The 16,680-nt window shown below is 52.8% G+C and carries 18 protein-coding genes; 9 read left to right on the top strand and 9 right to left on the bottom strand.

What is annotated here, in order from left to right; translation table 11 throughout:
- Positions 1 to 4: 4 nt before the first annotated feature.
- The 8 genes from HS100_18685 to HS100_18650 form a co-directional block, all read right to left on the bottom strand.
- The gene (locus HS100_18685; protein ID MBE7435951.1) at positions 5 to 1,165 is read right to left on the bottom strand and encodes a homogentisate 1,2-dioxygenase; all 1,161 of its coding nucleotides are present in this window, start codon (positions 1,163 to 1,165) and stop codon (positions 5 to 7) included.
- 11 nt (positions 1,166 to 1,176) lie between these two features.
- Positions 1,177 to 2,013 carry a hypothetical protein gene (locus HS100_18680; GenBank protein ID MBE7435950.1) on the bottom strand — a complete coding sequence of 279 codons (837 nt, stop codon included), beginning with the start codon at positions 2,011 to 2,013 and terminating at the stop codon, positions 1,177 to 1,179.
- 7 nt (positions 2,014 to 2,020) lie between these two features.
- On the bottom strand, positions 2,021 to 2,878 hold the full coding sequence (locus tag HS100_18675) for a hypothetical protein (protein MBE7435949.1): 858 nt from the start codon (positions 2,876 to 2,878) through the stop codon (positions 2,021 to 2,023).
- 1 nt (position 2,879) lies between these two features.
- Complete coding sequence (gene hppD / locus HS100_18670; protein ID MBE7435948.1) at positions 2,880 to 3,974, bottom strand: 4-hydroxyphenylpyruvate dioxygenase; 1,095 nt, start codon at positions 3,972 to 3,974, stop codon at positions 2,880 to 2,882.
- Positions 3,975 to 4,109: 135 nt separating this feature from the next.
- Positions 4,110 to 4,853 carry a TIGR02206 family membrane protein gene (locus HS100_18665; GenBank protein ID MBE7435947.1) on the bottom strand — a complete coding sequence of 248 codons (744 nt, stop codon included), beginning with the start codon at positions 4,851 to 4,853 and terminating at the stop codon, positions 4,110 to 4,112.
- 45 nt (positions 4,854 to 4,898) lie between these two features.
- The gene (locus HS100_18660; protein MBE7435946.1) at positions 4,899 to 5,357 is read right to left on the bottom strand and encodes a protein tyrosine phosphatase family protein; all 459 of its coding nucleotides are present in this window, start codon (positions 5,355 to 5,357) and stop codon (positions 4,899 to 4,901) included.
- The gene (locus HS100_18655; protein MBE7435945.1) at positions 5,354 to 5,830 is read right to left on the bottom strand and encodes a YbaK/EbsC family protein; all 477 of its coding nucleotides are present in this window, start codon (positions 5,828 to 5,830) and stop codon (positions 5,354 to 5,356) included. The genes HS100_18660 and HS100_18655 overlap by 4 nt, the downstream gene beginning before the upstream one ends.
- A gap of 18 nt (positions 5,831 to 5,848) precedes the next feature.
- Positions 5,849 to 6,262, bottom strand: a complete 414-nt coding sequence (locus tag HS100_18650; GenBank protein ID MBE7435944.1) for a hypothetical protein — start codon at positions 6,260 to 6,262, stop codon at positions 5,849 to 5,851.
- 82 nt (positions 6,263 to 6,344) lie between these two features.
- Between HS100_18650 and HS100_18645 the strand changes: the two genes are divergently transcribed.
- The 9 genes from HS100_18645 to HS100_18605 all read left to right on the top strand — a co-directional run bounded on the left by HS100_18645 (position 6,345) and on the right by HS100_18605 (position 16,045).
- The gene (locus tag HS100_18645; GenBank protein ID MBE7435943.1) at positions 6,345 to 7,037 is read left to right on the top strand and encodes a class I SAM-dependent methyltransferase; all 693 of its coding nucleotides are present in this window, start codon (positions 6,345 to 6,347) and stop codon (positions 7,035 to 7,037) included.
- Between the two features lie 71 nt (positions 7,038 to 7,108).
- The gene (locus tag HS100_18640) at positions 7,109 to 7,723 is read left to right on the top strand and encodes a hypothetical protein (protein ID MBE7435942.1); all 615 of its coding nucleotides are present in this window, start codon (positions 7,109 to 7,111) and stop codon (positions 7,721 to 7,723) included.
- 27 nt (positions 7,724 to 7,750) lie between these two features.
- Positions 7,751 to 8,629: a hypothetical protein gene (locus HS100_18635; protein ID MBE7435941.1), complete on the top strand. Its 879-nt coding sequence runs from the start codon at positions 7,751 to 7,753 to the stop codon at positions 8,627 to 8,629.
- A complete protein-coding gene (locus tag HS100_18630) occupies positions 8,626 to 9,252 on the top strand; it encodes a CDP-alcohol phosphatidyltransferase family protein (GenBank protein MBE7435940.1) in 627 nt (208 codons plus the stop codon). The genes HS100_18635 and HS100_18630 overlap by 4 nt, the downstream gene beginning before the upstream one ends.
- The gene (locus tag HS100_18625; GenBank protein MBE7435939.1) at positions 9,249 to 10,280 is read left to right on the top strand and encodes a GNAT family N-acetyltransferase; all 1,032 of its coding nucleotides are present in this window, start codon (positions 9,249 to 9,251) and stop codon (positions 10,278 to 10,280) included. Before HS100_18630 ends, HS100_18625 begins: the two co-directional genes overlap by 4 nt.
- The gene (locus HS100_18620) at positions 10,277 to 11,833 is read left to right on the top strand and encodes an AMP-binding protein (GenBank protein MBE7435938.1); all 1,557 of its coding nucleotides are present in this window, start codon (positions 10,277 to 10,279) and stop codon (positions 11,831 to 11,833) included. Before HS100_18625 ends, HS100_18620 begins: the two co-directional genes overlap by 4 nt.
- Positions 11,830 to 12,753: a UbiA family prenyltransferase gene (locus tag HS100_18615; protein MBE7435937.1), complete on the top strand. Its 924-nt coding sequence runs from the start codon at positions 11,830 to 11,832 to the stop codon at positions 12,751 to 12,753. Before HS100_18620 ends, HS100_18615 begins: the two co-directional genes overlap by 4 nt.
- Complete coding sequence (locus HS100_18610) at positions 12,750 to 15,158, top strand: hypothetical protein (GenBank protein ID MBE7435936.1); 2,409 nt, start codon at positions 12,750 to 12,752, stop codon at positions 15,156 to 15,158. Before HS100_18615 ends, HS100_18610 begins: the two co-directional genes overlap by 4 nt.
- The gene (locus HS100_18605; GenBank protein ID MBE7435935.1) at positions 15,155 to 16,045 is read left to right on the top strand and encodes a phosphatidate cytidylyltransferase; all 891 of its coding nucleotides are present in this window, start codon (positions 15,155 to 15,157) and stop codon (positions 16,043 to 16,045) included. The genes HS100_18610 and HS100_18605 overlap by 4 nt, the downstream gene beginning before the upstream one ends.
- Here the strand turns inward: HS100_18605 and HS100_18600 are convergent.
- On the bottom strand, positions 16,029 to 16,592 hold the full coding sequence (locus HS100_18600) for a hypothetical protein (protein MBE7435934.1): 564 nt from the start codon (positions 16,590 to 16,592) through the stop codon (positions 16,029 to 16,031). The genes HS100_18605 and HS100_18600 overlap by 17 nt on opposite strands.
- Positions 16,593 to 16,680 lie beyond the last annotated feature (88 nt).

Genomic DNA, 16,680 nt, shown 5'->3' with positions numbered 1-16,680 from the left:
GGAATTATTCTCCGTCGCCTTCCAGCCAGGTTTCCATGTAGGGTTTTTCCATTTCGAGGGCATGCGCCGTCATCTGGAGTGGATGGAAGGTGTCCACCATCACGGCGAGTTCCTTAGTCTCGGTCTTGCCGATGCTGGCTTCCGTCATGCCGGGCTGGGGACCGTGCGGCAGACCAAAAGGATGCAGGCTGATATCCGCGCGTTCGATTCCCTTGCGCGACATGAAATTGCCTTCTGCGTAATAGATGACCTCATCGGATTGGACGTTGGAATGATTGTATGGAGCGGGGATGCCGTCCGGGTGATAGTCGAAGAGGCGCGGCACAAAGGAACAGACAACGAAGTTATGCGCGTCGAAGGTTTGATGAACGGGCGGCGGCTGGTGGATGCGTCCCGTGATCGGCTCGAAGTCTTCGATGTTGAAGATCCAGGGATAGAGATAGCCGTCCCAGCCGACGACATCGTGGGGATGATAATCGAGGATATGCACCGAGATCCTGTCGCGCACCTTAACGCGCACTTCGAACTCACCTCGTTCGGTGTGGGTTTCCAATTCTTCAGGCACGCGGATGTCGCGTTCGCAATACGGCGCATGTTCGAGCATTTGCCCAAAATTATTCCTGTATCGTTTGGGCGGCTCGATCTGGCTTGGGTTCTCGATGGTGAAGAACTTGCATTCCTCGTTCAATTCCATCTTCCAGGTCGTGCCGAATGGAATGACGATGTAATCTCCCTTGTGGAAAGGCAGGCTGCCGAACTGCGATTTCAACACGCCGCTTCCTTCGTGGACCCACCAGGTTTCGTAAGCCTGCGCGTTGCGATAGAAATATTTCATGCTGTTCTTGGAGCGCGAAACGCCAAGGATCACATCGTTATTGCCGAGGAGTGGAATCCTGGAGGAGACCGGATCTGCGCCGGCGAGGATCGGTTCCGTCTTAAAGGCACGGTGGCGGATGGGACCGAAGTCCACGTATTGAGGTTTTGCAGAGCCGAGGTCCCTGGTTTCTTTTACGCGCGGCGGCAGGAAGTGATGATAGAGAATGGACTGGATCGATGAGAATCCCTCCAGTCCCATTACTTCTTCGCGGTAGAGTTTGCCATTCGGTTTTTTAAATTGCGTATGGCGCTTGTGGGGGATGCTTCCGAGTTTATGGTAGAAAGGCATTCGGTTTCTCCTTATTTTTCGCTGATGACGATGGATGAGACCAGTTCGTCCAGAATATCGAGCGGAGGCGTGAATTGATCTGGGGCGGATGTATCGATCAGGGTATTTACATTCGAATAGAAGGATTCGAATTCCTCGACGGTTGTAAGCGGCTGGTTAAGATACGGCGCGAGGAAGGGCGCGTCGACACTGATAAGGAAAGAAAGAAAATATTTTTCATCCTCCGTGACGCCCTGATACATATAAGTCATGCCGGTGCTCAAGAGCGGATCGGCTGAAAACGATTTGGTGAGCAGAAAGCGATAACCGGTTCCGTTCTTGAAGTCGACGGGGGATAACTGCGCATCGATCACATTGCCTGCCCCGGCGAGCCGCGGGAAATCGTTATGATGATCTGCCTGCCCTTCACGCACCGCGGAGAGATTTTCCACCACGCCTGCTTGAAGCGCATTGATCTCGTCTATCCGAAAAACGCGGATCCCTGCGGCTGTGATATCTTCAGACCCGTTGGTATATGCCGTGAACAAAATTCGCGCATGAGCCGGATATGGCAATTCGAAGGGCGCATTCGGTCCATATACGTCGACGACGCTTGTGCTGACGCTTTGAGTAAAATCATCGGGATAATCGAACCCGACAGCGATTCCCATTTCATCGAACGTGACAAGATTCTCCGCCTCGATCTCCGCAGGGACGGTTGAATCAGTTTCAGTTATCTCGGGCGTCGCAGACGATGCCGCCAGCGAAGGTAAAACTAATGCCGCCGGGTCGGCATCGGTCGGGGAAGAGGCGGGCGCGCATCCTGCAGCCAAGAGAAGCGCTATAAAAAGGAACAACTTCTGTTTCATCTGAATCCTATTGGACGGCAATGGACTGGATGAGCGCATCCAATTGGGTAAGCGTCGGCTTGAAAGAATCCGGGCTGGCGGCATTCAACACGTCTGTTATTCCCTGATAATATCCGGTCAAACCTTCGGAATCTGAGATATCAGCGGGGTAAACAACCCCGTCTGCGGAAGGATTCTCAGAGGTGGATTGCAAGGGAAGGGTCACCGGGAGTAAGGCGGCAACAAGATACTTCCCATCGCTCGTCAATCCTTCGTAATGATAGAAGCTGTTGTTTTTGGTTATCGGACCGGGAAACTGCCCATATTGCGAGATCATGCGGATGCCGTTTCCGCTGTTGAAGGAGAGGCGTTGAATCTGCGCGGCGTACTGCTGCGCGGCCGCCCCGTTGAATGGAACCGTGGGGGCGTTATCGTTCGTTATTGTCATGCCGGGGCTTGCCAGGATCGCCCGCAGACGGTCGATGCTGCCTTCCGCCCAGGGGTTGACGTCTGCATAAGCTTGCGCCGGATAAATGCGTATCACCGCATCGAAACCATCCTCTGATGGCGCGGGGTAGTCCTGGAGTGTAAAAAGCAGATGTTCCGGCGCGACTCCCCAGGGTCCTTGCGATTCATCCACAAGCGGAACGACTTCGCCGTTCGCGCCGCTCCCGAGCCCTTGAGGAATTACAAAATTGACGTTTTGAAAGTTTATTACTGTTCCACTGGATTCAGTCGGTGCGTTTGCCGCCTGTTGTGTGACGGCATTTAATGTGGCGGCAACGACGGTTTCCACGTTGGGCTGGGCGGGCGCTGAAGCGGGGATGGCTCCGCATGCCTGCAGAAGGAGCAGCATCAGGATCGACAGGCTTGAAAGTTTCTTCATCCTATAGATTCCCGCGTCGTTCCTGTTCCAATTCGAGTGATTCGAACAGGGCTTTGAAGTTGCCCTTGCCGAATCCCTGCGCACCGTGGCGCTGAATGACTTCGATGAACATGGTGGGGCGGTCCTGGATGGGGCGGGTGAATATCTGCAGGAGATAGCCTTCGTCGTCTTTATCGACCAAAATGCCAAGTTCGTGAATGGTCTTAAAATCTTCTTTGATCTTGCCCACGCGGTCTGGAAGCAGTTCGTAGTAGGTGTCCGGCACACGCAGGAATTCTACGCCGTTCTTGCGGAGTTTATCCACTGTGTCGATGATGTCCCCGGTGATGATGGCGACATGCTGTGCGCCTGGTGTGAGATAGTAATCGAGATATTCTTCGATCTGGCTCTTGCGTTTGCCTTCGGCCGGTTCGTTGATCGGGAACTTGACCCGTCCGTTCCCATTCTGCATGACCTTGGACATGAGCGCGGAGTATTCGGTGGAGATGTCCTTGTCGTCGAAGTGCATGAGTTGGCGGAAGCCCATCACTTGATGATAGAAATTGACCCAGTGGTTCATCTTGCCGAGCTGCACATTGCCGACGATGTGGTCGATGGCGGCAAGCCCTGCCGAATTGGTTTCATAATTGAGAGGCTTATAGGTGGGGGCAAAGGCGCCTTTGTAATCGTCGCGGTCCACGAATACGTGCAGGGTCTCGCCGTATGTATAGATGGCGGATGTGCGGTAAATGCCGAAATCATCCTTCTCCTCGCGCGGCATCCACGCGGATTTGGCTCCGCGGCTGGTGGTCTCGCGCCAGGCTTTTTCCACATCGTCCACGCCGAGCGCGATGACTTTGACGCCGTCGCCATGAACCATGTGGTGGGATGCAAGCGGGCTGGAAGGTGAATACGGCGCGGAGACGACAAAGCGCGCCTGGCCTGATTCGAGAACGTATGAGGCGAAATCCCGGTTGCCTGTTTCGAGCCCTGAATAGGCGACGGGTTTGAATCCGTACGCCTTCCACCAGTAATACATCGCGTGCTTGGCGTTGCCCACATAAAAGTGAACATGGTCAACCGATTTGATCTGGAGGAAATCCGCCTCTTCGGTCATGGGACGCGATTCAGTTTTAGCTTTTGTTGCCATTTTCTCTCCTTTGGCTGGTTTGCTGGATTCTACGATAAATGACCGGCGGGCGCAACGAACAAAATGCCCGGACTGTTACAGTCTGGGCGGTTTTTGAGCTTCTCAGGTTGATTTGACCTGCGCCGATTTTGCCAGTTGGTCTTTGATCAGGAATGGAAGGTACATGATGAAAAAGATGATGAACGCGACCACTTCCAATTGCGGGATGTACCAGGGCCAGGGCGAGAGGATATCCATCAAAGTGGGTGAAGGCGGCTTTTGGGCGATGAACAAATAATTGCTGCCGATGGCGTAGTTCAGGAAAAAGATGATCACCATGTAGATGTTCGTCCAGATGAAGATGCGTTTGAACGACGCAAGCGTCGGGCGGTATCCGTCCACGATCGTCATGAAGAGCGGGATGGAGATGATCAATCCGTGCGCGATGAGCGTTTGCATGATGCGGTAGTGCGGGATGTCATACATTGCGCCGTCTGCAGGCGTGAGGAAGGCTTGCAATGCGCCGCCGATACCCAAAAAGTAGGCGAAATCATATAGCGAGTGATTATGGGTTATGACCATGAAGACGATGATCCACAGGATCATGCTGCACATGTGCAGCGGCAGCATGGTTTGAACATTCCAAATACCCCAGTATGCAGACCAGAGATGCAGCCCGATCTCATTTACCGCCAGCAGGATCGCAAGCGTTAGTCGCACGGTGTTTCTCTGCTTCTCATTCCAGATACTGCGGAAATAGAACAGCGACAACCAGAATAGCACGAAGACCGCCACCACGGTCAAATGTTTGGTACCGAAAATTTGCAGGGAGGTTTTTGTGTGTTCGACGGAGAAAAATTCAAACATAATTAACTCCATTGTCTAGTGAGGATCAAATCATCAGGGCAGCCGCTAGGTCCCGCTTGGACTTCTTTTTATCGCGTCTTCGATGAACATCTTCCAGACCGGGTATGCATCCTCATCCCAGACCTTGTGCATTATCTCGAAGGCGTCTTCTTCCCCCCATCCAAGCCTGAGGATGCGGTATATTGCAATGAATGCAGTTGCCCTGAAATTCGCCTCGCAATGCACGTGGATTTTCTTTTCGCTGTTTGCATCCATCCTGTCCATGAAGAGATTTAATCCGTCTTTCGTTGGCGTCCCCCAATTGACAGGGATGTTGATGTATTCCATGCCTAGCGAAGCGACGACTTTTTCTTCATTTGGAACGGCATTGGGCGCATCATGCGGAGCAAGATTGATGACCAATTGCACCCCCGCATCCGCGATGGATTTCATTTGTTCCTGCAGGGGCATACCGCTGCTGGATAGTTTGTCGTGGTAATGCAGGAAATTATGGATATCGTTCACGTTATACTAACGACTCTTCCGCTCGTCATTTTTTGCAGGTCTTCCGTCTTCAATTCAAAGATCGCATTGGGAGTGCCCGCTGCCGCCCAGATCGTGGGATATTGCAGGAAGCTCTCATCGATATAGGTTTCCATTTGTTGGGCATGGCCGATCGGCGGCACGCCTCCGATGGCAAAACCTGTCACGGCGCGGACGAAGTCCGCGTCTGCCTTGCCGATCGGTTCGCCTGCGTACTCGCTGACAAGCTTTTCGTTTGCGCGGTTCGGACCCGACGTCAATACCAGGATCGGCTTGCCGCTGGATTTTCCGCGAAAGATCAAAGACTTTACGATTTGACCCAGTTCGCAGCCAGCGCGGTCGGCGGCTTCCTGGGCGGTTCGGGTCGATTCGGCGTGTTCGATCACGGAGTAGCTGTAACCGAGTTCGATCAATAGGTTTTGGATTTTTTGGGCGGAGGGGGATAGCGTGGGCATCCGCCAATTATAAACAACTTATTTGCGTGTGTATTTGATTCGCCACCTGATCTGCCAGGTCACCCCTCCGTCATCGGAACGCTCCCAGGTCCAGTCGAATTGCCCGGCTTCGACATTGGACCAGACCATGCGTTGTTTACATCGCTCGCCATTCACGACCGCGTCACGGGCCAGGATCATCTCTCCATCCTCGAATCCGCCTTTGAAGTCGAGGTACGAGCCGGTATTGTCCACCCAGGTCTGGCACCACAGATTTCGCTCAGGGTCGTAGCATGATACGCTCATGCCGATCAGGTCCGGCGCTGTAAAATTTTCCATCACCACCTTTCCGTCGAATGCCATCTCGACGCGATTCGTCCCCCGGCCGCCATCCCAAACCGCGTTCCATTCACCGAGCCAAAAATCGAATTGTCGTTCCGGCGAAATTTTCATCTTTCTTCTCCTTTGTTGCAGGAGAATAGCACAAACGCCTCTGGTCAAAAATCCCGCCAGGGGACTGATTTATAATCACCCCATGACTACTCAAGAAGAAATCTACAAGACCGAAGGGGATAAATACGAAGCGTTGATCGCGCGCGAGGATTATCAGGGAAACATTTTGAAATCCCTGCGGGGGATCACGCCTCTCGAAGACCGCCTCGTCCTGGACCTCGGAGCGGGTACCGGGAGATTAGCCAGTATGCTTGCGCCGCATGTGACCAGCGTCCGCGCATTTGACGTGTCGGAGGAAATGCTGCGGGTCTGCCGCGAGAAATTCGTCAAAAGCGGATTGTCGAACTGGCAGGTGGATATCGCCGATCATCGAAAACTCCCCGTGTCGGATCATTCTGCCAACCTGGCAGTCTCTGGGTGGAGTGTAAGTTACCTGGCGGTTTGGAATCCTGATACTTGGAAGGGAGAACTTGAGAAATGGCTTGCGGAAATGAAACGCGTTCTAAAGCCGGGAAGCCCCATCGTCCTCTTTGAATCGTTTGGTACGGGTAACGAGTCCCCCGTCAGGCTCGAACACCTCAAGGATTTTTATCCATGGTTGGATGAAGTCGGATTTCGAAGCAAATGGATCCGCACGGACTACATGTTTGCATCCCTTGCTGAAGCCGAAGAGCTTTCCCGCTTCTTTTTCGGCGACGAGCTGGCGAATCAGGTCGTGCAAAAAAATTGGACGATTCTGCCGGAATGTACCGGCGTGTGGTGGCTGAACATATGACGTCTTGCTTTTTTGACGAAATCTGTCATAATAACCCGAATATTCCGACCAGAGTCCGATAGGAGGTTCTCATGAGTTCGAATCAATCTCTGCTGGAGCAATTGACCAAAAAGAAATCCGTCCTTGATTGGTTTAAAGGTTTATTCACCCAGGTTCATCTTGAAATAACGGATACGGGTGAAAAATTTACCATTCTGCATCATGGAGACAGCGCCGAGGTGGTTTCCGGGTTTCATGCCAAAAAACCGAACTTTATCATTCCACTGAAAAGCGAAAATGTCGGCAATCTTGTGCGGGCATTCTCCGATGACAGGATCGACGCCCAGGAGGAATATCGGATCGTTAAGTTCATGATGGTGCCCTGCCTGCGCGCCGCTTTGGCGATGCCGATCCTGAACAACACCGCCGTGCATAAGATCGTCAAGGTCGATACGCACTGGCAGGAAGTCCTTATCGACCCGAGCGGCAACGAGGACCTGCAGCTCACGATCATCTACGTCAACAAGCAATGGCTGGTGATTCCCGGTCTGTACGGAACGCCTACACGGCGGCTGGCGCTGACCCCGGCACAGCTCCTCGATTTTCAGCGCCGGGTGCTCGCTGCCGATGCTTCAGGAAAAGTTTCCGATTGGGCAGGTTTAGCCAAATGGTATGTCGATTGGCGCGAGGAAATCACGGTCCACTAACGGGCAGGGGAAATAGAATATCATTTCATGGCTGTTCGCTGGCTGGCCATCGTCAACCCGGTTGCCGGGCATCCGCGCTCCTCTCATTGGAGGGAAACCTTTGCGAAGCGTCTTGAGGCGGAACTGCAAGCCGAGGTCGCTTTTACACAACGCCCCGGACATGCGGAGGAACTTGCCCGTGGTACGGACCGCGATCATATCGCTGTATTTGGCGGCGACGGAACAGTTGCAGAAGTCGTCAACGGCATGGATTTGGACCGTCAGCGTTTGTTGCTGCTGGCAGGTGGAACGGGCAACGGGCTCGCGCGCGACTTCGCCATCACCTCCTTGGATGCCGCCTTCCTCGCCGCCAAAAGAAATGGATTTCGCGCCCTTGACCTCATCCGGGTGATCTATCGATCCTCAGACCAAACGCGGTCGCGGCTTGCCATCAGCACTGCATCCATTGGTTATGCTGCGGAAGTGGTCTCACTGGCGAATCGATACTTCAAGCGACTGGGAAGTTGGTGTTATCCCATTTCCGCCACCTTACAGGCAATGCGTCAATCCACCTTCTCACTGAATTTATCCATCGATGACAGCCCTTTACAAGAACATAAATTAACCAACGTCATGATAAATAATACCCGTCACGCCGGGAATTTCCGCGCATTTCGGAAATCGGAAACCGGTGACGGCAAATTCGAGATTCTATTGGCGAAGGCGGGGTTTTGGGGACAATTCACCCATAATCTGGCTGTCTTGAGCCGCACTTATTTTTATCGGACAGCGGAAGAAAAGCCTGCTCATTGCCTGACATTAAATCTACCGGATCCCAAGCGGCTTATGATCGATGGGGAGTTGTGGGAGGACATCCACGAAGTTCGTTTCGAGATTTTACCGGGTAAACTTCGCTGTATCGTATGAATCGAAAAGATTATTTCATTGTCTCTCCAACCTGGGTGGATATATTAACTCTGGGAAGTTTAGCGCTCTCCACTCTCGGTTTGTATCAGGCTGCGCGAGGTCGGCTTAGTCTCGCCATCGTATTCATGTTGGTCGCGATGTTCGCGGATATGTTCGATGGCTTGATCGCGAGGCGTTTGAAATTGGAAAGCGAATTCGGCAGACAGCTGGATGGTTTCTGCGACGTATTTACATATCTGGTCCTGCCGTTATACATTTTATTTCAGATTGGCATGAACGACGCGCTTTCGATAACTGCGCTATTTGTTTATCTCGCCGGCGGCCTGCTCAGGCTTTCGAAGTTCAACATGATCGGCGTCGTGGAGGAAGCGGGGATTGCTTATCACATCGGTCTGCAAGTGATCTGGAGTCAGCTTTTCGTTGTATTGGCGTTTCCGCTTTGGTCCTGGCTGGGGGATATTTCCCGGTTTATACTGGCGCCGATCCTGTTCCTGATGAGTTTTTTCATGATTCGTAATTTGCGTTTTCCGAAGCCGACCCGATATGTTCTTCAGACCATCATCATCCTGGCTGTGGCATCTGCCTATCTTTACCTCCATCTGATCGGTATTCATACTCCATGAAGGTCCTGGATTTTGATTTCGACAAGGACTTGCTGAAACGATTTTTGGATTTTCCTCAGCGACTTTACGCCTCAGACCCGAACTGGCTGCCCGATCCCGGCGAGGAGCGATTGCTCACCGATGGATTTTCCTCATCCCTCTGGCGGAATTTTTTGGTATTGAATGGAAATGAAATTGTCGGAAGAGTCACCGCCATCATCAACCCTTTGCTGCGCGACGAACACGGTCAGCCTTATGGACAGTTGGGTTTCTTTGATTGCAGAGATGATCTGCAGGCTGCACAATTGAAGGTCGATGGAGCGCTGACTTGGTTGAGGTCAAAACTGGGACCCGAATCCACGATTTTTGCGCCGATGAACTTTGACACCTGGCACCCGTACCGCCTTCGCACCAAAGGCTTCGACCAGCCGACCTTCCTCATGGAACCCTGTAACCCGGCGCATTATCCGGGATTGTTGGAAAGACTTGGTTTTGCCCCCATCACCCGCTATGTCACCAAAACGGTTAACGACCTGGATCCTGCTCTGAATGTGTGGCGGGAATATCATTCACGCGCGATCTCTTGGGGATATTCCGTCCGAACCTTCAACCCAGCCGATGCATCTGGAGAAATATCCCTGGTTTACCGGCTCTCGACAGATATGTTCCGCGAAAATTATTATTTCACTGATATATCCGAAAACGAATTTCGCGCTTTGTACGCGGGTGCGGCAGGCAGGATCGACCCCGATCTGTTCCTGTTCATTATCGATCCGCAGCAGAACCCGGTGGGATTATGTTATTCGTTTGTCGATCACCGCATGACCGGGACGGTGAACGTCAAAACCTTTGGTGTATTGCCACATGTCCGCGGGGAGGGGGTTGGTGCGGCGCTTGCCTATGAAGTGTATCGGCGTTTTCAGCAAAAAGGTTACAAATGTGTGAATCATTGTCTGTTGCGGGCAGGCAACCGCGCCGATAAATTTGACGGCGGCTTGGGTGAAGTAACGCGGGAGTACACCTTATACACACGGCAACTCCGATCATGAATATTGCATCCCTGCTTGGCTCGGTGCCTGAGTCGGATCGTTCGGCGCTTATTTTTCCGACAAGTCATCCATCCATTTTTTCTTTTCGGCTGCTTGATGAATTATCCTCCCGGCTGGCGGGGGGCTTTCTTGGAAGCGGCTTGAAAACAAGGAGCCGGGTCGTTGTGTTGGCTCCGATTTCATTAAACCTTTATGCTGGTCTGATCGCATTATTCAAAATGGGAGCTACGCCGGTGTTCCTCGATCCGCAAAGCGGATTTGGACAACTGGAGAAGACGATCTCTTCGATACGACCGGATGGATTGATCTGTGGTCAAAAGATAAATTGGCTGCGGTGGTTTTTACCAGACTTGCGCCGCATCCCTCGCGTTTTTCCAACGGATGGAAATTCCAGGTTTTCTTTGAATCGTCTGGCTGTATCCTTTTCACCGCACTCCGAAATCTCTGAAGTGGACCTCGAATCTCCGGCGTTGATCACATTTACGGGCGGAAGCACCGATCCATTGGGTTCGCGCGGCGTGATTCGCACTCACGGATTGCTGGCTGCACAACATGCCGCATTGAGTCGCGCGTTGCCCAATGACACCTCGGATATCGACATGCCTGCGTTCCCGATTGCGACTTTGCATAATCTGGCATCCGGCATAACAAGCGTCATCCCGGATTTTCCATTCCGCCGCCCGGATGCAGTTCGACCGGAACGGATTCTCGAACAGATTCGTCAGCATGAAGTTACAACCGCATCCGGGCCACCCGCTTACTGGTCTGTGATTGTGGAGCATTGCCTGCGCCTTCAGCAATCTCTGCCTCTGCGGCGCATTGTCACAGGCGGAGCGCCGGTTACCCCTTTCTTTTTGGAAAAACTGGAACGCGTTGCGCCCCACGCAGAGATCCTTAACGTTTATGGGAGTACGGAAGCGGAACCGGTTGCGGTCATTAAGAGCTGCGATGCCATGGATGAAATGAAAAAGCCTGTAGCGCCGAGGGCAGGCATCCCGTTGGGAAGAGCCGTGCCCGAGGTCAGGATCCGGATTCTAAGTGCGGATGGGATCGAGCTTGAGACAGGTCAGGTGGGTGAAATTTGGGTGGGTGGGAATCATGTGGCGCGGAAATATTTTTCCAACCCGGCGGCTGAATCAAAAAATAAACGATTCGACTCAGATGGCGTTTTATGGCATTGCATGGGCGACCTGGGTTACAAGGATGAGACCGGTCTTTTATGGCTTGCCGGGCGGGTGAACACGATTGTTGTGCGCGGTGAAAAAAATTTATACCCGGTGTTTGTGGAAACGGTGGCGGAAGCTTTGCCGTTCGTGCGCCGCGCGGCATTGATCGGAATGCCGGACTCGAAGCTGGGTGAGCGTTCTGTATTAATAGTAGAATTCGCGGAAAATTCACCAAAACCAAAAGATTGGGTGAATCAATTGCGCGCCTTGTGCGGTGAGCATGGCTGGGCGCTGGATGAGATCCGTGCAGCCCGCCGCCTGCCGGTGGATGCCCGCCATAACTCGAGGTTGGATTACAAGCGCTTGAAAACAAAGAGACTTGGATGATAAAACATTTTTGGGCATACTTGCAGGAACGTTTTCCTTTACAGGCGAACGGCGTCCTCATCGTTTCGTATTTCACAGCCAACTATCTGCTTGCGCTTGGCGCGGTTTTCGGTAAAAGCCAGCCCCTTGAGATGTCGTGGAGATTCGCTGCGGGTTGTCTGGTTTTGTTGCTCATGTTCTTTCATATGCGGGTCATAGACGAACACAAGGATTATGAGCAGGATCGCATCGTACACCCGGAGCGGGTGCTGTCACGTGGATTGGTCACTTTGAAGCAACTTCGATATGCTGGCATCTTTGCAGTGACCGTCGAAGTGATGCTGAGTCTTCTTTTGGGGGTTCCGGCGTTCGTGATGTGCCTGGTGGTACTTGCCTTTTCCGGGCTTATTTACAAGGAATTCTTTATCGCGGAAATTCTTGAAAGACATCTGCTGGCGAATGCGTTTATTCACCTGTTGATCATGCCTGCTTATTGCCTGTATGTGTTTGCCGTTGCGGCCGATAGATCGTTCTGGCTGGCGCCCATGCCGATATTGCTCTATGCCTGGGTCAGCTATGGAGTGGGGCTTGGGTATGAAGTTGCCCGCAAAACGCGCGCGCCTGCGGATGAACGCGAAGGTCTGATTACATACTCGGCTGTGATGGGACCGTATCGTTCTGCTTTCATCAGCCTGCTGGCGTTGTTGTTTTCGGGCATGGTCAGTATGATCGTCGGCGCTCAAATGGAGTTCGCCTGGTGGTATCACGCGGCGGTCGCAGCGCTGTTGGGGGTGGTTGTATTTGGTGTGTTGTACTTTTATATTAAAACGACGGGCAGGACTGCCGCAAGCCTGCAGCTTTATGCAGGGATGTTCATCTTTGCCTTCGACATTCTTTTGGCGGTGGAATTGATCCGCTCGCATGGGCTGATCTGGTCATGAGCAAGGCGTCGAATTTAAGAGTCTTGAGTGAAGCGGGTTTTCGAGTTCCGCCTTTTGTTGTTGTTCCCGCCCGTGCCTTCGATGACTTCCGCTTGACGCTGTCAGATGGGGCGAACGAAGAAAAAATCGTACAGGCATCCTTACCTGCGGCCATCCAAAATGAGATTATCGAACTTGTGCGCCAACTTCCGGATGTAGATTTGGCGGTTCGCTCCTCTCTCGCTGAAGAAGACTCTGCCCGATACTCCTTTGCCGGTCAGCTCGATTCCTTTCTGAACGTTCGCGGCAAGGAAGCGGTGCTCGATGCGGTTAAAAAATGCTGGGCATCCGCGTATGGAAAACGGGCGCAGGCATATCGCATTAAGAATGGGTTGTTAGATAAAAAGATCGAAATGGAAGTGATCCTCCAAACGATGGCACCTGCGGATATCTCGGGTGTTGTATTTACGGCAGATCCCGCAACGCGAGACCCACGCTGGATGGTGATTTCCGTTGTAAGGGGATTGGGCGATGAACTTGTTCAGGGCAAAGTCAGCGGGGAAACCTTTCGCGTGAACCACGAGACCGGAGAATGGGATGGAGACGGGGCTTTGTTGAAAAAGAGCCAGGTCTCGGATTTGGTTGCCGTTTCCAGGCGGATCGAAGCCCTGTTCAAGTCTCCGCAGGATATTGAATTTGCCTTTATCGAAGATGTGCTTTTCATTCTTCAGGCCCGCCCCATTACCACGCCGATTCCCACGGAACACATCTTATGGGACAACGCCAATATCACCGAGAGCTATTCGGGCATTACCTCGCCTTTGACGTTTTCCATCATTCGCGGCTCATATGCGAATGTCTACCGTCAATTTCTGTCCCTGATGGGCGTAAAGGAAATGGACGAGACGGTGCTGAAGAATCTGCTCGGTTTTTACAATGGGCAGGTCTATTATCAATTGTTCAACTGGTATGAAGCCCTGAGCTGGCTGCCGGCCTTCGATCAAAACCGGCGTTTTCTCGAACAAATGATGGGTGTGAAGCAATCTGCAGGGGAAGCACACGGTAAAAGAACCGGCGGTTGGTTTGCTCTGTTCAGTTGGGGGATGCGCATGTTCGGACTACACCTCACCAGCGAGCGCCGCGCGAAAGATTTTCTTCTTGCTTTCAACACTGTCTTGGCGGAGTACCGCGCCAAGGATTTCTCGACCATGACGCCTCATCATCTTCATGAGTCATATCGCGACCTTGAAACGCGAGTGCTGGGGGAATGGCGCGCCCCGATCCTGAACGATTTTCTGGCGATGATCTTCTTTGGGATTTTACGCAGCCTGACGGAGAAATGGTTCGAACCCGGCAGCTCGCTTCATAATGACCTCCTGGCTGGGGATGGCGATATCGAGTCGATCCAACCCGCCAGGCGGGTGCAGGCGATGGCTCGCATCGTAAGAAACGACCGGGAGCTGGGAGCCATATTCGATCTCGAGCCGGTTGAAATCCTTGAACGGATTCGGAACCAGGAAAAATTTGCCGCCTTTCGCGTGGAATTCGATGAATATTTGCAAACCTATGGCGACCGCTGCATGAACGAACTCAAATTGGAGGAACCCAACCTGCGGGACGATCCTCTGCCGTTGATTCGGATGATTGCGGCCGCGGCGAAGAATCCGTCTGAGATGCCCGAGCATTCCCCTGTCCGGGCCCGAGCCGAAGCGCGTTTGTCCGCTTTACCGCTTCACAAACGATTTGCCTTCCAATGGATCTTGAACAATGCGCGCCGTTATGTTCGCAACCGAGAGAACCTTCGCTTTGCACGCTCGCGCTTGTTCGGTTTATTGCGCGGTATCTTGAATTCGCTTGGGAGGCAATGGGCGCAGGCGGGAGTGTTGCCGCAGGCTGCGGATGTTTATTATCTGACCATCGGCGAAATATGGGATTTTGTGCATGGCACGGCGGTCGCACAGGATTTGAAAAGCATTGTGTCCATGCGCCGCACCGAGTTTGCGGGATACAAAACCGATTCAGTGAGTCTGCCCGATCGGTTCGAGACGTTTGGCATCCCATACCTTGATTCGCCTCGTGGCCTGCTGGTGCGTCCGATGGCGGATGATGCGGATCTGCAGGGCGTGGGCTGCTGCTCCGGCATTGTGACTGGAAAAGCCCGCGTGGTGTACAGCGTGAACGAAGTCAGCGATCTTGGCGGTCAGGTCTTGGTTGCCGAACGAACCGACCCCGGCTGGGTCTTTCTGTATCCTTCCGCATCAGGGATTTTGGTCGAGCGCGGCAGTCCGCTTTCTCATTCTGCGATCGTCGCCCGCGAGTTGGGCAAGCCCATCATTGTCAATATCCCAAACCTGACGAGGCGGGTAAGGAGCGGTGACCGGGTGGAAATGAACGGCGGACGCGGTACTGTGAAGATTCTCCCATGACAGCCCTTCATTGGAATGTGCTTCTCATCTATGGTTTTTTCCTGGTGATTGCTACATTGCTTGCGTTTACCCGCCGCTGGTTGGACCCGAATGGAACGGGCGAAAGTGTCTGGCGGAAATATCCGCTTTATATTTTCATCAACCTTTGTTTTGTAGCCGCGGGCTGGCTCCCGCCAAATTGGCATGCGTTGACCATTCTGCTCGGGTTATTGGGAGCCTTCGCTTCCTGGGAGATATCGAGCGCGCTCAAGTTGTCTTCGCTGGCTTTTTATTTTGCAGCCATCACGTTTACGGGAATCGTTCTTGCCGATTTTCTCCAAATCGAGATCTGGCTGAAAGCCTGGCTTGCATTGATGCTCGTCGTTTTCTCGATGGGAACTTTGACCCGAAAGCCTGAGGATTATCCCGCGTTCGCCTTCGCTATTGCCGGGTGTCTGATATATCTTCCGATATGCCTTGTAACATATATTTGGATTCAACAAAACGACCCGGCAGGGTTTCGAGCCGCTTTTCTGTATCTGGTCATCGCAACGAACGATGCCTTTGCGCAGATCATCGGGCAGTCTTTCGGACGCAGGCAATTGGCTCCGCAGGTCAGCCCGGCAAAAACGGTCGAGGGCGCAATTGGCGGACTTTTATTCGCTGTTGCAATGGCAGTTGCTCTAGGTCAGTCAATTGGGATGACGCACATCACAGCAGGCGTGATCGGATTTACGATCGGGCTGGCGGGACTGATCGGCGACCTGACCGCCTCGATGTGGAAACGCGCACTGGGTAAACGAAATTACTCCGCCATGCTTGGGGCTCAGGGCGGAGTAATGGATCGGTTCGATGGCTTGATCTTTGCCGCGCCGGTTTTTTATCTTTTGATTACGATTGCAGTTTGAAACCGTTCAACGCCGCCTTGACAATGCCGACCAGTACCAGCCCAAGACTGATAAATGCAAAACCCCACTTCACAAGCCCCAGCGCCATGGCGATCCATGCCAGCGCGGCGGATTGAGCGGGATGCATCAGAATCATGGGGATGATCGCGGCGTTTTCGACCAGATCGAACAGCCAGGAGCCGGCCGGCATGATGTTGAATTTTTGCATCGCGTTTCCGGGTTTATATCCGCGCTGAAAGAGCCAAGAAAGAAACAGTGAGAAAAACAACACTGTCGAGAGCGGGTAAATAATGTCGGCGGTCAGTTCGATGGTGAGATATGCCGAGCGGCCCGCTTCGCCGTACCGTTCCATCATCTCGAATGCCTGCTGCGGAGTGTAGTACATCATCAGGTCGAGCGGGGTCACGCTCTGACCGGCAGCGGAATTCATCCATGCGGCCATTTGCGGCATCATATAGCCTGCGAAGAATCCGTAGACGACCAGCATTCCAAGCACCAGCCCGCCTTTTGCCCATTGATGAAACTTTTGCGAAATATTTTGTAACATGGAACCTCCATTGACGAAAATAGTTGACAAGTCACATGGGTAGGGCTGTCAACTTGAAGAAACACGCTGCCTGGTAAGAGGTGGCGTG

The sequence above is a fragment of the Anaerolineales bacterium genome (assembly GCA_015075725.1).
Classification (GTDB): Bacteria; Chloroflexota; Anaerolineae; order Anaerolineales; family Villigracilaceae; genus Villigracilis.
The sequence above is the reverse complement of the archived record's forward strand: the minus strand, read 5'-3'. Positions and strand labels throughout refer to the sequence as shown.

What these genes read in the sequence shown, in the direction of transcription:
- HS100_18685 (MBE7435951.1), bottom strand. Translation starts at nt 1,165, where the DNA reads ATGCCTTTCTACCATAAACTCGGAAGCATCCCCCACAAGCGCCATACG.
- HS100_18680 (MBE7435950.1), bottom strand. Translation starts at nt 2,013, where the DNA reads ATGAAACAGAAGTTGTTCCTTTTTATAGCGCTTCTCTTGGCTGCAGGA.
- HS100_18675 (MBE7435949.1), bottom strand. Translation starts at nt 2,878, where the DNA reads ATGAAGAAACTTTCAAGCCTGTCGATCCTGATGCTGCTCCTTCTGCAG.
- hppD (MBE7435948.1), bottom strand. Translation starts at nt 3,974, where the DNA reads ATGACCGAAGAGGCGGATTTCCTCCAGATCAAATCGGTTGACCATGTT.
- HS100_18665 (MBE7435947.1), bottom strand. Translation starts at nt 4,853, where the DNA reads ATGTTTGAATTTTTCTCCGTCGAACACACAAAAACCTCCCTGCAAATT.
- HS100_18655 (MBE7435945.1), bottom strand. Translation starts at nt 5,830, where the DNA reads ATGCCCACGCTATCCCCCTCCGCCCAAAAAATCCAAAACCTATTGATC.
- HS100_18650 (MBE7435944.1), bottom strand. Translation starts at nt 6,262, where the DNA reads ATGAAAATTTCGCCGGAACGACAATTCGATTTTTGGCTCGGTGAATGG.
- HS100_18645 (MBE7435943.1), top strand. Translation starts at nt 6,345, where the DNA reads ATGACTACTCAAGAAGAAATCTACAAGACCGAAGGGGATAAATACGAA.
- HS100_18640 (MBE7435942.1), top strand. Translation starts at nt 7,109, where the DNA reads ATGAGTTCGAATCAATCTCTGCTGGAGCAATTGACCAAAAAGAAATCC.
- HS100_18635 (MBE7435941.1), top strand. Translation starts at nt 7,751, where the DNA reads ATGGCTGTTCGCTGGCTGGCCATCGTCAACCCGGTTGCCGGGCATCCG.
- HS100_18630 (MBE7435940.1), top strand. Translation starts at nt 8,626, where the DNA reads ATGAATCGAAAAGATTATTTCATTGTCTCTCCAACCTGGGTGGATATA.
- HS100_18625 (MBE7435939.1), top strand. Translation starts at nt 9,249, where the DNA reads ATGAAGGTCCTGGATTTTGATTTCGACAAGGACTTGCTGAAACGATTT.
- HS100_18620 (MBE7435938.1), top strand. Translation starts at nt 10,277, where the DNA reads ATGAATATTGCATCCCTGCTTGGCTCGGTGCCTGAGTCGGATCGTTCG.
- HS100_18615 (MBE7435937.1), top strand. Translation starts at nt 11,830, where the DNA reads ATGATAAAACATTTTTGGGCATACTTGCAGGAACGTTTTCCTTTACAG.
- HS100_18610 (MBE7435936.1), top strand. Translation starts at nt 12,750, where the DNA reads ATGAGCAAGGCGTCGAATTTAAGAGTCTTGAGTGAAGCGGGTTTTCGA.
- HS100_18605 (MBE7435935.1), top strand. Translation starts at nt 15,155, where the DNA reads ATGACAGCCCTTCATTGGAATGTGCTTCTCATCTATGGTTTTTTCCTG.
- HS100_18600 (MBE7435934.1), bottom strand. Translation starts at nt 16,592, where the DNA reads ATGTTACAAAATATTTCGCAAAAGTTTCATCAATGGGCAAAAGGCGGG.